Genomic DNA, 17637 nt, shown 5'->3' with positions numbered 1-17637 from the left:
GACCCGGGAAAGGAGAGGAAGTGTATGGAGAAAAAGAGTTTCGACGCTGGAACTAGTGGCATGATTCCGTTGGGGTTGCCTGGTGGATTTTTCATCTATGATGCAGGACCATCAGAGAGTATTTACTATGCAGGACCCAATGTGCTTGCTCTCTACGGGTGCGAGAACATGGGCGAGTTCATTATGCACACAGGCGGCACTTTCAAGGGCATGGTTCATCCCGATGATTACAAGAAGATCGAGAATCAGATCCAGGCCCAGACTATCTTTGGGGAAAAGAAACACGATTATGTCCGCTACCGTATCCTCACAAAGGACGGTACTACAAGATATGTAGAGGACTTTGGACATCTTCTTCACAGGGGAGATGGAAAGAGTTTTTACTATGTCTACATCGTTGATGTGGATCAGAATGAGTTCTTTAACAAGAACCGCAATTCATTTGCAGAGGCTGAGATCCTGTCTGCTAATCAGGAAACTGATGACCTGACTGGTCTTCTTAATATGTCCTTCTTCTACCAGAAGGCCCAGATGTTCCTTGGGTCCTACGAGAGCTGGAGAGAGGACATTTCTTTTATCCACTTTGATATTCCAAACTTCAAATTATTTAATGAGAGAAACGGTTTTAAGCTTGGCGATGAGCTTCTGTGCGACCTTGCCAAGGCTATCAGGGAGACCTTTATCACCGGCGGAATCGTTGCGAGATTTTCCGATGACCACTTTGTTGTGTGCACCACAGGCGACAGGGAAAGCGTTATCCAGAAGGTTGAGAAGGTCTATAAGACTATGCTCCTTGCTGAGGATGTCAACAAGAAGGTCAGGATCAAAGCCGGAATCTATTATCTGGACGACAGAAGGGCAGAGATCGGACTTGCCTGCGATCATGCAAGACTTGCCTGCAACTCAATTAAGCACAGGCACGACGTGAACTACTGCGTTTATGACGAGATGCTCCGTGAGAATCTCCGCAAGCAGCAGTTTGTTATCGATCATATCGACGAAGCCATTGAAAATGAGTACATTAAGGTGTTCTATCAGCCTGTTGTAAGGGTTAAGACTGGAGAAATCTGTGGATATGAGGCACTGGTTCGATGGATAGATCCCAAGATGGGAATGCTGTCTCCTGGCGACTTCATCACTACACTTGAGGACTTCCACCTTATTCATCTGGTTGATAAGTACGTGGTCAAAAAGGTCTGCGAGGACTACGCAAGGATGAGGGAAGAGGGAAAAGAGATCGTCGCTGTATCAGTAAATATCTCAAGACTGGACTTTGAACTGTGTGATATCTTTGGGTACATTGAAAGCACCAGGGAGGAATATGATATTCCAAGAAGTATGCTGGATCTTGAGATCACTGAGAGCTCCCTTAACGAGAACGAGAGCTATATAAGGTCTGAATGTGACAAGATGAGAGAGATGGGATATCACGTTTGGATCGATGACTTTGGAAGTGGCTACTCATCACTTAATACTATCGCCAACTACAACTTCGATGTACTTAAGCTTGATATGGTATTCCTTAGAAGTTTCGATAAGAGTCCTAAGACAGGTCAGATCATGAAGTACATAATTAAGGGCGCCAAGGCCATGGGCGTATCACCACTCTGCGAAGGCGTTGAGACCGAAACGCACTTTGATTTCCTTAAGCAGATCGGCTGCGAAAGGGCGCAGGGTTACTATTTCGGAAAGCCTATGCCAATGGAAGAGACCAGAGCCTTCACATCCGAAAAAGGCCTGGTTTGGGAAAAACAGGAAGCATAAGTTAAAATACAGGTGGGCTCCAGCTCTAGAATTCTTTACGACGAGGTTAAGCGATTAGCATTGAGGAGTAAAGTATTCTAGAGCTGGGGCCCACCTTTATATTAATTATGCTCTCCGATCAGTTTTTCCATCCAGACCATGTTGTACCAGCGGTTGAACTTGTAGCCGCACTTTGTGAACTTTCCGTTGAGCTTATATCCCATTTTTTCGTGGAAGTGGACACTGTCGAAGGTTAAGTGTTCATCTTCTTCATCCGGATATCCAATGCAGGCGTAGAGGTTGAGGATCCCCATATCCTTTAACTGGCGCTCGAGCTCAGTGTAGAGCATGCGGCCAAGACCGCCTCTGCGGACGTCCTTATCAATGTAGATAGTCATCTCTACACACCACTGGTAGGCAGCTCTTGGGTGAAAGGAGCTTGCGTAGGCGTATCCCAGGATCTCTTTTCCCTGCTCTATAACAAGATAAGGGAATTTCTCTTTGATGTTGCGGATACGGCCAGTAAATTCCTCAAGGGAAGGGGTGTCGTACTCGAAAGTAATGGCGGTTTTGCGAACATAGTAGTCGTATATCTTTAGTAGGGCAGCTGCGTCGTCTTCGGTGGCTGTCCTTATTTTGTACTCAGTATCTGGCATGGTATGTGCACTCCCGATTTCGAAATATTTCTTACATTATGGTTTCATTGCAGTAAAGTGTCAAATGAGATATGATTATCTAGTAGTTTTTTAGAACGGGGGAAACAAAATGACAACAATACCTTATAAGATCTATCTTGAAGAATCAGAGATGCCAAAGCAGTGGTACAACGTCAGGGGCGACATGAAAAAGAAGCCAGCTCCTATCCTGAATCCAGGAACTCTTGAGCCAGTGACTTTGGATGAGCTTTCAGGAATCTTCTGCAGAGAGCTTGCAGAGCAGGAACTTGATGATACTTCAAGATTTATTGATATTCCTGAGGAGATCAGAAATTTCTACAGGATGTATCGTCCATCTCCACTTGTAAGAGCTTATTGCCTTGAAGAGAAGCTTCAGACACCAGCTCACATCTATTACAAGTTCGAGGGTAACAACACATCAGGAAGCCACAAACTTAATTCAGCTATCGCTCAGGCATATTATGCCAAGAAGCAGGGACTTAAGGGCGTAACCACAGAGACCGGTGCAGGTCAGTGGGGAACAGCTCTTTCCATGGCATGTTCATACTTTGATCTGGACTGCCAGGTATACATGGTTAAGGTTTCATACGAGCAGAAGCCATTCAGACGTGAAGTTATGCGTACCTACGGAGCTAAGGTTACTCCTTCTCCATCAATGGATACAGAGGTAGGACGCAGAATAAATGCAGAGTTCCCGGGAACAACAGGAAGCCTTGGATGCGCTATTTCTGAGGCTGTAGAGGCAGCAACTTCTCAGGAAGGATACCGCTACGTTCTTGGATCAGTTCTTTCTCAGGTACTTCTTCATCAGTCAGTAATAGGTCTTGAGACCAAGGCCGCTCTTGATAAATACGGAATCAAGGCAGACATGATCATCGGCTGCGCAGGCGGCGGATCAAACCTTGGAGGACTTATCTCACCATTTGCTGGAGAGATCCTTCGCGGTGAGAACCAGTACGAGATCATCGCTGTTGAGCCAGCTTCATGCCCATCTCTTACAAGAGGTAAGTATGCATATGACTTCTGCGACACTGGTAAGGTTTGCCCTCTTGCCAAGATGTACACCCTTGGAAGCGGCTTTATTCCTTCAGCCAACCACGCAGGCGGACTTCGCTATCACGGCATGAGCAGCGTTGTTTCAGAGCTTTACGATCAGGGAATCCTCACAGCAAGATCAGTTGAGCAGACCAGCGTATTTGAGGCTGCTGAGATGTTTGCTAGAGTTGAGGGTATTCTTCCTGCTCCAGAGAGTAGTCACGCTATCAGAGTTGCCATCGACGAGGCTCTTAAGTGCAAGGAGACAGGCGAGGAAAAGAACATCGTATTTGGTCTTACAGGTACAGGTTACTTCGATATGGTTGCATATCAGAAGTACAACGACCATGAGATGAACGACTATGTTCCAACAGATGCAGAACTTCAGAAATCATTTGATTCTCTTCCAAAGGTTGAGAAGTAAGGAGAAGATATGTCAAAAGTAGCTAATCCAGAGCAGTTCGCACATTCAGAAGAAGCCAAGGGAGAAATGAGATACAGAGAGCGCAGCAGATGGCTCCTGTTCGGACTTCCATGGACTTTTACCAAGTATGAGATCAGAGACAATGATTTCACTATCGTAAAGGGATTTTTCACAGTCAGAGAAAATGACTGCTACATGTACAAGATCAGCGATGTTGAGATCACTCGCAGCCTGATGCAGCGTATGGCTGGCCTTTCTACGATCGTTCTGTACACATCTGATGTTACAGACAGAACCATTGTCATGAAGAACATCAAGCACGGAAAAGAGATCAAGGACTTCATCTTACAGGCTTCAGAATCCGCAAGGATCCGTCGCCGCACAGTGAGTATGCAGAACATCGGATTCGGTGCCGGGGATATCCACGATGTGGATGGAATGGACGATCTTGACGGACACATCGACAACTGATACAGCAGAATATATGAATAATACAGAGCGCTACCTGCATGGTGGCGCTCTTTTTATACGGGTCTTAAAATCCGTCTTGCTTTTTTGGGACTTATATGTATAATGAATTCTTGTCGGTATTCTTCCGACTACTATCACGGGATTTCTCCCGATGATTTTCCAATTATTTTTTTATTATGTGTGCGGCGTAAGGGCGCATGGTCTGTTTTGCTGTGTCTTTTTTGCCGCGGGTATTTCAAGAAAGGAAACTATATGAACCTAAAGGAAAAGTGGACAAAACAGAACAACTCAGTAAAGCTTTTGCTGAGAAAACTAAAAAGGCATGACACAGTGGTGGTTGCCATAGCGGTAGTTATCGCGGTGATCCTGTGCGGAGGACTTATCTACCTTAGCACCCCGGTTGTGGCTGCCAGCGCAAAGGAGGACCTTGAGCAGATTCAGGGCAGGGACACCGAACAGACTATTGAGAAGCTGGACGAACTGTCAGAGTATCTTGATGGCCTTGATAAGTCGCTTACAGAGAGTAAGGAGAGCCTTAGCAGCTTCTACGAGAAGGATGGAGCAGACAAACTCCTTAGCGAAAAGAACACAGAGAAGATGACAAACACAGTAACCGAGAAGGTTTCAGGTCTTGGCAATGACATGACTAACCTTCATAACTCTATTTCAAAAACCGGAGAAGATATCGAGAAGCTCCGTGAGCTCATAAATAAGGGAGGGGAGGATTCAGGTAAGGCCATCGCGGACTCTTTTACCAATATCTATCACAATCTTGAGGAGATAGAGAACACCTACAACCAGACCCAGGAGAATACCAGGAATCTCATTGAAGAGATACAAAATGCATTAAAGAGCGGAGATGACAAGCTGTCAAAAGAGCTTTTGGACAACTACACAGAGCTTTTAAAGCAGCTTAATGAATCCAATGAGAAACTTGTAAATCAGGATAATGAGAGCATTAAAAACTTTAAGGAATTAAATGCAAATCTTGAGAACTATTTTAGTAATGTAAACCTCACCTTTGAAGGTGATCTGACCAGTCTAAAGGGCTATCTTGCAGGTGAGCTTTCAAATGTAAATGGAAAGATCGATCAGGTTTTTCAGCGTGTGAGTAGGGGCAAAAGGCTGCTGGCATCCACCCTGCTCACCAAAAACGTCCAGATCAGAGAGGATGCCACATTTGATGAGATCGCAAAGGCAATAGAGAACATTCCTGTTAAGATCGTTCTTGATAAGGATGACGTTCCCGGGGAAGTGGTCTATGAATATCATTATCATAAGGACGGGAAGGACAATGTTTGCGATATTGAGTATGTTCCAATAGACAGACAGGGCGGTTGCTATACAGAGCCTTATGTTCATACTCATACAGATGCCTGCTATGACATCACTACCCTCTATGTTTACACAACTACGAAAGATGTCGTAAACAGAGGCTTTAGCCATTATACGAATGGCGCCAATAATTACTATTATCGCTGTGAATATTGTGGCCTTAGTTTTGTGGAAGACAATCCAAGGCATACTGAGACAACAACGGACAAGAGTGTTGCAGATAGCAGGGCAAGGAGGACTCCACAGGTCAGCGAGACCAGGGTCCTAAAGTGTGACAAGCCAGAGGGAACCCTTCTTGGCTATCAGACTTCCTGCAACCTCCTTCATGGACAGATTGTTGCAGCCAGGATAGTGTTTGCTGATGACTACGAAAAATACAACACTTCTACAGGAATCATAGCTCCTGCGACAAATGTCACAACATCTCTAATGATGGTACCTCAAACTGTCGGGTTATCTCAGTCTATTCTGTGGGATGACGACTCCATCTGGAATCTGCTTCCGGAAGATGATAATAATTCTCTGGAAAAAGAGAAGTCTGACAAGCCTGAAGGAGCATTGCCTTCGGAATCAGGAGATACAGATGACTCCGGAGACGGAGATGATAAAGAGAAAAATACAAATAATAATGATGAAAAGGGAGAAAACATAGATGAAAACAATGAAACTGGCAGCAACACAGATGACAATGGGGATGATGAGAACAGCTCTGACAGTGACAGTGGTGATACTCAGCCTTCTGGCCAACAAAATGATGGTGATGTGACAGCTTCTGACGACGCTTCTAACCTTCCTTGACATTCCTAATGGCTCTGCATAGAATAGATGTGTTGTAGTGGTTATAGCACAGATTACTGTGCAGATTGGAGTATATATGACAAAGATTGATATTATATCCGGTTTCCTTGGAGCCGGTAAGACTACACTTATAAAGAAACTTTTAAAGGAAGCCCTTGCAGGAACCAAAGTTGTTCTTATTGAGAACGAGTTTGGTGAGATCGGAATCGACGGTGGATTCCTCAAGGAAGCTGGTATTGAGATCACAGAGATGAACTCAGGATGCATCTGCTGTTCACTGGTTGGTGATTTTGAGACATCACTTAAGCAGGTAATGGAGCAGTACGCACCAGAGAGAATCCTTATCGAGCCATCAGGTGTTGGTAAGCTTTCAGATGTTATGAGAGCTATCCAGAACATCGCTGATGCAGACGAGAATATGGAGCTTAACAGTGCTGTTACAGTAGTTGATGCTACTAAGGCCAAGGTTTACATTAAGAACTTTGGTGAGTTCTTCATCAACCAGATCGAGAATGCAGGAACTGTTATCCTTACAAGATGCGACAAGGCTGATCAGGCCAAGATCGAGACAGCTGTAGAGCTGATCAGAGAGCACAACAAGAAGGCAACTATCATCACAACTCCTCTTGATCAGATCTCTGGAAAAGAGATCCTTGATACCTTCGAGGGCAACAACAAGCTTGAGGCTGAGATGCTCAAGATGATCATGGAGGAAGAGGAGCATCATCACCATCATCATCACGATCATGGCAGCAAGAAGATCGTTAAAGAGGATGGTTCTGTAGTTTATATTTCAGGTGGCGAGGACGACGATCACGAGTGCTGCTGTCACCATGATCACGACCACGACGATCACGATCATGATCACGAGTGCTGTCATCATCACGACCATGACCACGACGAGCATGAGCATGATCATGACCATGAGCACGAGCACCATCATCACGACCACGATGATCACGACCATGACCATGAGCACGAGCACCATCATCATGACCACGATGATCACGACCATGAGCATCATCACGATCATCACCATGATCATCACGATGCTGCTGACGTATTCATCAGCTGGGGTATGGAGACTCCACTTAAGTACACCAAGGAAGAAATCGAGCAGATGCTTGGTAAGCTTGAGGACGAGGAGACCTACGGTATCGTTCTTCGTACAAAGGGCGTAGTTCCAAGTACAGATGGTTCATGGATCGAGTTTGACTATGTTCCAGGAGAAGCTGACGTTAGAAGCGGATCAGCTGATGTAACTGGTAAGTTCTGTGTAATTGGTGCTGAGCTCAAGGAAGAGAACCTTGAGAAGCTCTTTAGAAGGTTATGATAAGGAGAGAAAAATTGAAACCAGTTTATATTATCAATGGTTTTTTAGATGCAGGTAAGACTGACTTTTTCAGATATACCATCGCTCAGCCATACTTCCGTACCAAGGGTAAGACCCTTCTTATCGTGTGCGAAGAGGGTGAGAATGAATATGAGGAGAAACTCCTTAAGAACACAAATACTGTAGTCGAGATCATCGAGGACGAAGAGGACTTCAATCCGGATGCCCTTGTTGCCCTTGATGCCAAGCACAACCCAGAGCGTATTCTTGTAGAGTACAACGGAATGTGGAACTTCAAGAATATGAAGCTTCCTGTTATGTGGAATTTAGAGCAGCAGATCACTGTTATCGACTGTTCAAGCTTTGAGCTGTACTTCAGCAATATGAAATCACTTCTAGCTGAGCAGATCAGAAATTCAGACCTTATCCTGTTTAACAGATGCGATGGTCTTACTGAGAACCTTCCAGCCTACAAGAGAAATGTTAAGGCTATCAACCAGAAGGCGGATATTATCTTCGAGGATCAGAATGGAGAGGTTGATGTTACTCTAGATGAGGATCTTCCATTTGACCTTAATGATGATCCTATCGAGCTTAACAACTATGGCTATGGAATGTTCTACCTTGATGCTCTTGACCACGTTGAGAGATATGAAGGCAAGAACGTTAGATTTAAGGGAATGGTACTTATCCCACCAGAGTTCCCTGATAACAGATTTGTTCCTGGCAGAATGGCAATGACATGCTGTGCCCAGGATATGCAGTTCCTTGGCTTTGCCTGCGAGTATGACAAGGTTAATGAACTCAAGGAGAAAGAGTGGGTTGAGGTTACCGCTAAAGTTGTTAAACAGTACGTGCCTGAGTACCAGGGTGAAGGTCCTGTTCTCATGGCTACATCTGTTGAGAAGACCACAGAGCCTGCTAATCCAGTAATAGATTTTTCTAATCCGGAGCAGTAAGCATGTTTAATTATCAGCCTAGTCAGTGGCTATTTCTATTTTTCTTTTATAGTTTCTTTGGTTGGTGTTTTGAGTCAACCTATGTTTCAGTTATGGAAAAACATCCGGTAAATCGAGGGTTCATGCGTGGACCCTTTTTGCCGTTGTATGGATCTGGCGGAATCATGATGCTGGTGGTTTCCAAGCCCTTCTATGACAACCTGATCCTGGTATTCATAGCAGGCTGTATCGGAGCAACTGCCCTTGAGTACGTAGTTGGAGTTACAATGGAAGCTCTTTTCAAAGTGAGGTACTGGGATTATTCCCACAAGAAGTTTAACTTCCAGGGACATATAAGTCTTGAGTCCTCAATAGTCTGGGGCATATGCACAGTGGTTTTCACCCATTTTCTTCAGATTCCGATCGAGAAGATGATCCTGTCGATCCCTTACAATTTCCTTACAGTATGTACCGCGATCCTGACTTTCCTTGTGAGCTGCGATTTCATGCTGGCCTTTAAGACAGCCCTTGATCTTCGAGATGTTCTTATCTACATGGACAAGGCCAAGACTGAGATGCGCAGGATGCAGAAGCGCCTTGATGTAATTATTGCTTTTAAGGGCGAGGATGTAAAAGAGGGAATCGCTGATAAGGTAGATGCTCTTGGAAATGCAGTGGGATCCATTGGTTCAGGCATTTATGACAGAGTAGATTCACTAAGTGATTCTCTTGAGAACTCATTTAAGGTAATAAAAGAAAAGATTGCTCTTGACCCCGCATCCTATGTTGGAAATGTAAGAGAAGAAGTTACAGAACTCTATGCCAAGTACAGGGTAGTAATGTCTAAGATAACACCAGCGCCTGTACGGAACTTTTTTGAGTGGTACAGAGAAAGAACTATCGCAGGAAACCCAACCATGTCTTCAGTAAGTTTTAGAGGAAGCATGGAAGAACTTAAAGAAAAGGCAAAAAAAAGACTGTGGAAATGATCCACAGTCTTTAATATTTTTCTCAAATATAAAGCTTACGCCATCTTGTTAACTGCAAGAGCAAGACGAGAAATCTTTCTTGAAGCAGTGTTCTTCTTGATAACGCCCTTTGACTCAGCCTTGTCGATTGCTGATGTAGCAGCAAGAAGTGCCTTAGCAGCCTCTTCCTTGTTACCAGCCTCGATAGCTGTGCGTACCTTCTTAACCTCTGTCTTAACAGCTGACTTGATCATCTGATTCTGAGCTGCCTTCTTCTGGTTAACTAAAATTCTCTTCTTGGCGGATTTAATATTTGCCATAATTACCTCCGAAAAAATCAATAAAATAAATGTTTATAAAGAATGTTCGTGTGCGCATTAAGCCGGACACGGACAGTTAATGCCACATACGCTAGATATTTTAGATTAAAATCTAGAAACTGTCAATAGATTTTGATATAATACACCGAGTACAATAGAACGAAATTTACGAGGAATATAAAGTGGATCAGAGTAAGATTAGAAATTTTTGCATCGTTGCCCATATTGATCACGGCAAATCAACCCTTGCAGACAGAATGATAGAAAAGACCGGAGTTCTGACTCTTCGTGAGATGCAGAACCAGGTTCTTGATAATATGGATATCGAGAGGGAGAGAGGTATCACCATCAAGTCCCAGGCTGTTCGAATGATCTATAAGGCCAAGGACGGACAGGAATATACCTTTAACATGATCGATACCCCTGGACATGTTGACTTTGGATATGAGGTTTCAAGAAGCCTTGCAGCCTGCGACGGAGCAATTCTTGTCGTGGATGCTACCCAGGGCGTTGAGGCTCAGACACTGGCCAACGTATATATGGCCCTTGACCACGACCTTGATGTTTTTCCTGTTATCAACAAGATAGATCTTCCAAGCGCAATGCCTCAGGAGGCCAAGGATGAGATAGAGGATGTCATCGGCATTGAGGCTCAGGATGCACCGCTTATTTCTGCCAAGAACGGAATCGGTATCGAGGACGTACTTGAGGCAGTTGTTCATAAGATCCCAGCTCCAACAGGAGATGTATCAGCTCCTCTTAAGGCACTTATCTTTGACAGTATCTACGACTCCTACAGAGGTGTAATCGTATTTGTCCGCGTAAGAGACGGTGTTATCAGAAAGGGCATGAAGGTAAGATTTATGGCTACTTCTGCAGAGGCAGAGGTGGTTGAGGTTGGATACTTTGCTCCTGGAAGCTTTATCCCAAGTGATGAGCTCTCCGCAGGAGATGTTGGATACTTTACAGCTTCCATCAAGAACATTCAGGACACCAGAGTTGGTGATACAGTTACAGATGCTGACAAGCCATGTGAGGCGGCACTTCCAGGATATAAAAAGGTAATGCCAATGGTTTACTGTGGCCTTTACCCGGCAGATTCAGCTCACTATTCAGACCTTAGAGACGCCCTTGAAAAGCTTCAGCTCAATGATGCATCTCTTTTCTATGAGCCAGAGACATCTCAAGCCCTTGGTTTTGGCTTTAGAGCTGGATTCCTTGGACTTCTCCACCTTGAAGTAGTCCAGGAGAGACTTGAGAGAGAGTACGACCTTAACCTTGTTACCACAGCGCCTTCCGTTGTGTACAAGGTCCACAAGACCGATGGAGAGGTATTTGACCTCACAAACCCAACCAACCTTCCAGACCCATCAGAGATAGATTACATGGAAGAGCCTATCGTAAACGGCGAGATCATGGTGACCACAGACTATGTTGGTGCCATCATGCAGCTCTGCCAGGAGAGAAGAGGCAAGTACCTAAGTACCGACTACATCGAGCAGACAAGAGCTATTCTTAAGTACGAGCTTCCACTTAACGAGATCATCTACGACTTCTTCGATGCGCTTAAGTCAAGATCCCGTGGCTATGCTTCATTTGACTACGAGCTCAAAGGCTACGAGAGATCAGAGCTTGTTAAGCTGGATATCCTAATTAACAGAGAAGAAGTTGACGCCCTCTCCTTCATCGTACACAAGGACGGAGCTTACGAGAGAGGCCGCAAGATGTGCGAAAAACTCAAAGAGGAGATCCCAAGGCACCTTTTCGAGATTCCTATCCAGGCTTCTGTTGGAGGCAAGGTTATCGCCAGAGAGACCGTCAAGGCTTACCGCAAGGACGTCCTTGCCAAGTGCTACGGCGGTGATATCACTCGTAAAAAGAAGCTTCTCGAGAAACAGAAAGAGGGTAAAAAGAAGATGCGCCAGATCGGAAACGTGGAAGTTCCCCAGGCAGCATTCCTCAGCGTCCTCAAGCTCGACAATACCGACTAACACCCAAGGACAATGTACTACATCCGTTGTACATTGCCCTTTCTTTTTCCCCTCATCTGCCAAAGGGGCGGGAATGGGGAGAATCTTTTACACTTTTTTAAGAAAAAATCACTACGGAATATAGTAAAATTATAGTATCTATACTATAGCAGGAGAGACTATGCAGGACATCCGTAGAGAGAGATTAATTTTATCAGTTGTTACTGTGGCTTATCTGGCCTGTTCGGTTCAGAACTATATTGGTGGCTGGGAATTTTGGGTGCCACCACTTTGTTTTGGCGTGACTGTGGCACTGTGGTGGGTTCACATAGCTCAAAAGTCCAGCTTTAATGGCAGAATTTATATGTATTTTGCGTTCTCGGCTTTTTTGTGTTTTTATCATGGAATGCAGAAGACCAGTCTTTATGACGTGGCTGTGGCTTTTATGCTGTTTTTGGCTACGTTTACGTCTCTTGATCGTTTGTTGATGCTCAATCTTATTCTGATCGAGTTTTTTTTGGTAATGGCCATTCAGTTTGCTTTCCTCTACAAGGATGAGGAAGTGAATATGACGGCTTTTACTATCGTCAAGATCATTTTCCATATCGGATCGTTTTTCACTTTGTATATGTTCAGCAGGCTGACCATTAGCAGAAGGCTTATTGAGCGCGACAAGGTTCAGAAGTGGCGTGATACAGTTAAGGAAAACGAAAATGATATGCAGGATTTCCTGTCTAATATTTCCCATGAATTCAGGACTCCAGTAAATGTTATTAGCGGAATGACTGCCCTTTTGAAAAAGAGTGAGGACAGGACGGAGCTTGATTCCATAGAGGAAGCAGGCGTTCATCTGGCGCACCTTATTGAGGATATCCAGGATTACACTGAGCTTAAGAGGGGAGAGCTTGTCCTTGAAGAGAGCGAGTATATGTGCAGCTCTCTAATTAACGATGTGGTTGCAAACTATAGAAGGATGAACAACGCCAAGAACCTGGAGTTCATCGTTGATCTTTCTCCAAAGACCCCTTCAGTTCTTAAGGGTGATGTTCAAAAGATCCATAAGCTCTTCAGGCATCTTATCGACAATGCGGTTAAGTTTACCAGAAAGGGCGGAATCTACATCAAGGTATTTCCTGTTAAGAAGGAATATGGAATCAATCTGACAATTGAGATCACTGATACAGGCGTTGGTATGACCAGAGCAGCCATGGCAAAGGTAGCAGGTGGTATGTACCAGGCCAATAAAAAGAGAAACAGAAGTACCGGCGGTATCGGTATTGGACTTCCCATCGTTTACGGAATCGTGCATAAAATGGGCGGTTTTGTAAAGATCGACAGTACAAAGGGACATGGAACAACAGTTCGTCTGTCAATTCCACAGCAGGTAGTGGACAACACCCCTTGCATGTCTGTAAAAGAGGGTATGGCAAAGGATGTTGTATTCTATAGCAGACCAGAAAAGTACGCTGTTCCTGAACTTAGAGACTTTAACAGCAGCATGGCTATTGATCTTGCCAAGGGTCTTAAGATGAGGCTTTATTCTGCCCATGATCCAAGAGAACTTCAGCGTCTTCTTGATGATCTTGATGTTACTCATATTTTCATGGGGCAGGAAGAGTATGAAAAGGACAGCGAATTCTTTGACAAACTGGCAAAAGAAGGCTATACAGTTGCTGTTTCTTCCGACATTGATTTCTCAGTTTCCAAGGGCAGTCGTGTCATTATGATGCCAAAGCCGCTCTACGGTTATCCTATAGTCCGGCTTATTAACGGAGAATATGAAGATGCCAATGATAGTGAAGCTTTAGGTAAAGTGCGCTTTGAGGGAGTACGAGCTCTTATTGTTGACGACGAGCCAATGAATCTGGTGGTGGCAGAAGGACTGTTTAAAGAGTATGGAATGGTGACTGACACTGCAGAGAGCGGAAAAGAAGCTATAGAGAAATATGTTCTTGGTAACTATGATGTGATCTTTATGGATCATATGATGCCTGAAATGGACGGCGTTGAAGCTATGAAGAGGCTTCGCCTGATTGCCAAGGATTCTGATAGAAACGTGATCATCGTGGCACTTACGGCCAATGCCCTTAGCGGTGCAAAAGAGATGTTCATTCAGGAGGGCTTTGATGGCTTTATCGCCAAGCCTGTCGATATAGGTCAGTTTGAGCGAGTAATGAAAAGACTCCTTCCCGCAGACAGGATCAGCTATGAAGGGAGGGTACTGGCATGAAGAAATTACTAAAGCAGATCAAACAAAGGTACCTTAACTTTATCTATGACTCTTCAATCCATGAAAAGGACAGGGCTTTTACCATTATTTCTGCATGCTTTATCCTTGCAGTTATTTCAGCTATGCTGGTGGGACTGTTCCTTCATGAGCCCATTTCATCAACAGTAGTGTCCATACTTGTGGCTATATTCGGCGCCGCCCTTTTACTTCGCGTAACAAAGAAAGGAACCTATAGAAGGGCTAAGATCATTGTGGCTCTTTTGGTGGTATTTGTATTCCAGCCAGCGCTGTTCTTTACTAAGGGCGGTATATATTGTGGTGATCCTTTTACACTTCTTCTTGGTACATACTTCCTGCTTCTGGTTCTTGAGGGCAGATTCAGGATCATTATGACTGTGATCAACCTAGTAAGTCTTGGCGTGCTCTATATCATTGCGTACTTAAGACCAGAGCTTGTTACCACCTATTCAAGGGAAAGTGACTATGTATACTCATTTGCCAAGTACATCATCACCTGTCTGGTACTTTCTACAACCACCATGTTCCAGGCCAGGATATATCGGAAGGAAGCTGAACTCTCAGCTCAGCAGACAAAAGAGCTTGAGGAACTTAATAAGGCTCAGAGCAGATTCTTTTCCAGCATGAGCCATGAGATCAGAACTCCTATAAATACTGTTCTTGGACTTAATGAGATCATCCTTCGTCAGGAGGATGCGTCTGAAGAGATCAGGAAGGATGCAAGAAATATCCAGGGTGCAGGTAAGATGCTCCTTGCTCTTATCAACGATATTCTTGATGTCAGCAAGATCGAAGCTGGAAAGATGGATATTGTGCCGGTAAACTACAGCGTGTCTGCACTTCTGTCTGAGATCGTCAACATGATCTGGCTTAAGGCTGAGGAAAAAGGTCTTAAATTCCAGGTTGATATTGACCCGGATGTTCCTGAGACTCTTTTTGGTGATGAAGTCAGGATAAAACAGATACTGATAAATCTCCTGAATAACTCTGTTAAATATACCAAAGAGGGCTTCATAAGCCTTCACCTTGAGTGCGAGTATCCCGAGGAGGATCACGTTCTTTTAAAGATAACTGTCACTGACTCCGGAATGGGAATCAAGGCAGAGGCTCTGCCACATCTGTTTGATACTTTCCAGAGAGTTGATGAAGAAAAGAACAGATACATTGAGGGTACTGGTCTTGGTCTGTCCATAGTTAAGCAGCTTGTGGAGCTGATGGATGGCACCATCACAGTAAACAGCGTTTATACACAGGGGTCTGCATTCCAGGTTACGCTAAAGCAGGGTATTGCATCTGATAAAAAGATTGGTGAAGTAAACATCACTGGCAGCGGATCTCTTTCTGAAAGTGAGAAGTTTGAGCACTCATTCCATGCTCCTTTGGCAAGGATTCTTATTGTTGACGACAATGAGATGAATCTTCAGGTGGAGGACAAACTTCTTCAGGGCACAGAGATGACTGTGGATCTGTCCATTTCTGGTGAGGATGCCCTTAAAAAGACACTTGAAAACCGCTATGATCTCATTTTCATGGATCATCTCATGCCAGAGATGGATGGCATCGAGTGCTACGAAATGATCAGAAAGCAGAGCGGAGGTCTCAACCAGAACGTTCCGATAATCGTTCTTACTGCAAATGCAGGTGGTGAGAATCTGGAGCTGTACAATAACACCGGCTTTGACGGCTACCTGGTTAAGCCTGTATCCGGAAGGCAGCTGGAGGATATGCTCATTTCTCATCTGCCGGCTGAGAAGGTCATTCTTGCAGGCAGCAACGAGGTGACAGGTGCATCCATAAATACAGCCAGCAGCTATGCCAGGAAGAAGCCTGTTGTCATTGCAGCCAGCAGTATGACAGACCTTCCACAGAGCATCATTAAGGAGCTCCAGATCAGCATCATCCCATTCACCGTCATCACAAAAGAAGGCGTGTTCTGGGATAACATCGATATTGATTCAGATGAGCTTTTGCGCTACATGGGAGATGAGAACAGATTCTCATCCTCTGATTCACCTTCAGAGCATGAGTTTGTGCAGTTCTTTTCAAAAGAGCTTAAGAAGGCCCACCACCTTATCTATATAACCTTAAGCAGCAATATAAGTGAGGAACACAGACGAGCTTCAAGAGCAGCGGCAACCTTTGAAAATGTCACTATTTTTAATTCCGAGTGTCTGTCAAGCTCAACTGGTTCCCTTACCATGATAGCTGCAAGGCTGGCAGGCCAGAACCTCCCTGTGGATAAGATCCTGCAGGAACTTGAAATTGCCAAGAAGCATATAAGATGCAGCTTTGTCATCAGAAATACAGAAGTTATGGCAAGGCGTGGATATATTTCGCCGTTCATCAATGGTGTCCTTAATACCTTGTGGCTGCGGCCTGTACTGGTACTTAAGAATGACAGGATGACAGTTGGAAGGTTCTTCATGGGAAGCGACCAGAGCTGTTACATGAAATACATACAGAAAACTCTTTCTTCTAAAGCCAATCCGGATACTGAGTTTGCCTTTATCACCTACGCCGGAATGAAGGAGGAAGACCTTCTTTGGATTGAGAAAGCGGTCAGAGAACGGTGCAGTTTTGAGCACATCATTTTCCAGAAGGCATCCGCCGGTATTTCATCAAACTGCGGAGCTGGAACCTTTGGAATCCTTTTCCTTGAAAAGGGCGACCACAGTTACAACTTAAGTCAGGTGCTGCCTAAGGATGAAGAAGCAGAGGCTGTAGAAGAGGTTACTACTGAGGAACCTGTAGCAGAGCCAGAAGAAACTGTGAAGGAACCTGAAAAGAAATGGTATGAGCTTTTACCTTCGGTTGACGCAAAGACAGGTATTGGTTACAGCGGATCTGAAGATGCTTACCTGTCACTTCTTAAGATCTATCATGACTCCTACGATGTTAAGGCAGGAGAGATAGAAAGCTTCTTCGAAGCAGAGAACTTTAAGGACTATACCATCAAGGTCCATGCCCTAAAGAGCAGCTCAAGACTCATTGGTGCCACGTCACTTGGAGAAGAAGCACAGGCTCTTGAAAACGCAGGCAAAGAAGAAAATACAGAGTACATAAAAGAGCATCACAGGACAGTTATGAAGCATTACAAAGAAATTGTTGATGCCATCGCACCAAATTTTGCTGCGGATAAAGACCTTCCGGAAATTGATGATAATACTCTTGAAGAAGCCTACGGTGCATTAAATGAGTTTACCCAGGCAAGAGATTATGAGTGCGTCAGGATGGTTCTTGATTCGGTAAAAGATTTTAAACTTCCAACCGAGGACGAAGGAAGGTTTAAGAGGATTTCGGATTCACTTCTTAAGATGGATTTTGATGAAATAGCTGCCACTTTGAGCGAACGCAGTTAACGACCAGGAGGAAGCAAC

Annotated in this window: 12 protein-coding genes; 10 read left to right on the top strand and 2 right to left on the bottom strand. The window is 44.4% G+C overall.

Annotated features, from left to right (window positions below; translation table 11 throughout):
- Positions 1–24 precede the first annotated feature (24 nt).
- Positions 25–1764: a bifunctional diguanylate cyclase/phosphodiesterase gene (locus D6855_RS05290; protein WP_158589475.1), complete on the top strand. Its 1740-nt coding sequence runs from the start codon at positions 25–27 to the stop codon at positions 1762–1764.
- A gap of 101 nt (positions 1765–1865) precedes the next feature.
- Here D6855_RS05290 and D6855_RS05285 read toward each other — a convergent pair whose 3' ends face one another.
- Positions 1866–2399, bottom strand: a complete 534-nt coding sequence (locus tag D6855_RS05285) for a GNAT family N-acetyltransferase (RefSeq protein WP_120738784.1) — start codon at positions 2397–2399, stop codon at positions 1866–1868.
- A gap of 109 nt (positions 2400–2508) precedes the next feature.
- Between D6855_RS05285 and D6855_RS05280 the strand changes: the two genes are divergently transcribed.
- The 6 genes from D6855_RS05280 (at position 2509) to D6855_RS05255 (ending at position 9743) form a co-directional block, all read left to right on the top strand.
- Complete coding sequence (locus D6855_RS05280; protein ID WP_120738781.1) at positions 2509–3879, top strand: TrpB-like pyridoxal phosphate-dependent enzyme; 1371 nt, start codon at positions 2509–2511, stop codon at positions 3877–3879.
- Positions 3880–3888: 9 nt separating this feature from the next.
- Positions 3889–4350 (top strand): PH domain-containing protein, encoded by a 462-nt coding sequence (locus D6855_RS05275; protein ID WP_120738780.1) that lies wholly within the window; start codon positions 3889–3891, stop codon positions 4348–4350.
- A 252-nt stretch (positions 4351–4602) separates the two neighbouring features.
- A complete protein-coding gene (locus D6855_RS05270) occupies positions 4603–6483 on the top strand; it encodes a hypothetical protein (protein ID WP_120738778.1) in 1881 nt (626 codons plus the stop codon).
- Between the two features lie 76 nt (positions 6484–6559).
- The gene (locus tag D6855_RS05265; protein ID WP_120738775.1) at positions 6560–7816 is read left to right on the top strand and encodes a GTP-binding protein; all 1257 of its coding nucleotides are present in this window, start codon (positions 6560–6562) and stop codon (positions 7814–7816) included.
- On the top strand, positions 7813–8775 hold the full coding sequence (locus D6855_RS05260) for a TIGR03943 family putative permease subunit (RefSeq protein ID WP_120738774.1): 963 nt from the start codon (positions 7813–7815) through the stop codon (positions 8773–8775). Before D6855_RS05265 ends, D6855_RS05260 begins: the two co-directional genes overlap by 4 nt.
- Positions 8776–8777: 2 nt before the next feature.
- Positions 8778–9743, top strand: a complete 966-nt coding sequence (locus D6855_RS05255; protein ID WP_120738772.1) for a putative ABC transporter permease — start codon at positions 8778–8780, stop codon at positions 9741–9743.
- A gap of 35 nt (positions 9744–9778) precedes the next feature.
- Here the strand turns inward: D6855_RS05255 and rpsT are convergent, their stop codons facing one another.
- Positions 9779–10042 carry a 30S ribosomal protein S20 gene (rpsT, locus tag D6855_RS05250; protein ID WP_120738770.1) on the bottom strand — a complete coding sequence of 88 codons (264 nt, stop codon included), beginning with the start codon at positions 10040–10042 and terminating at the stop codon, positions 9779–9781.
- A 182-nt stretch (positions 10043–10224) separates the two neighbouring features.
- Between rpsT and lepA the strand changes: the two genes are divergently transcribed.
- The 3 genes from lepA (at position 10225) to D6855_RS05235 (ending at position 17619) form a co-directional block, all read left to right on the top strand.
- A complete protein-coding gene (lepA, locus tag D6855_RS05245; RefSeq protein WP_120738768.1) occupies positions 10225–12033 on the top strand; it encodes a translation elongation factor 4 in 1809 nt (602 codons plus the stop codon).
- 160 nt (positions 12034–12193) lie between these two features.
- Positions 12194–14242, top strand: a complete 2049-nt coding sequence (locus D6855_RS05240) for a hybrid sensor histidine kinase/response regulator (RefSeq protein WP_120738766.1) — start codon at positions 12194–12196, stop codon at positions 14240–14242.
- Positions 14239–17619 (top strand): DegV family protein, encoded by a 3381-nt coding sequence (locus tag D6855_RS05235; protein ID WP_120738764.1) that lies wholly within the window; start codon positions 14239–14241, stop codon positions 17617–17619. Before D6855_RS05240 ends, D6855_RS05235 begins: the two co-directional genes overlap by 4 nt.
- The last annotated feature ends 18 nt before the right edge of the window (positions 17620–17637 follow it).

Origin of the sequence: Butyrivibrio sp. CB08 (assembly GCF_003625485.1) — a bacterium.
GTDB lineage: Bacteria > Bacillota > Clostridia > Lachnospirales > Lachnospiraceae > Butyrivibrio.
Note: the sequence above shows the minus strand (reverse complement) of the source record. Positions and strands in the feature narration are given on the sequence as shown.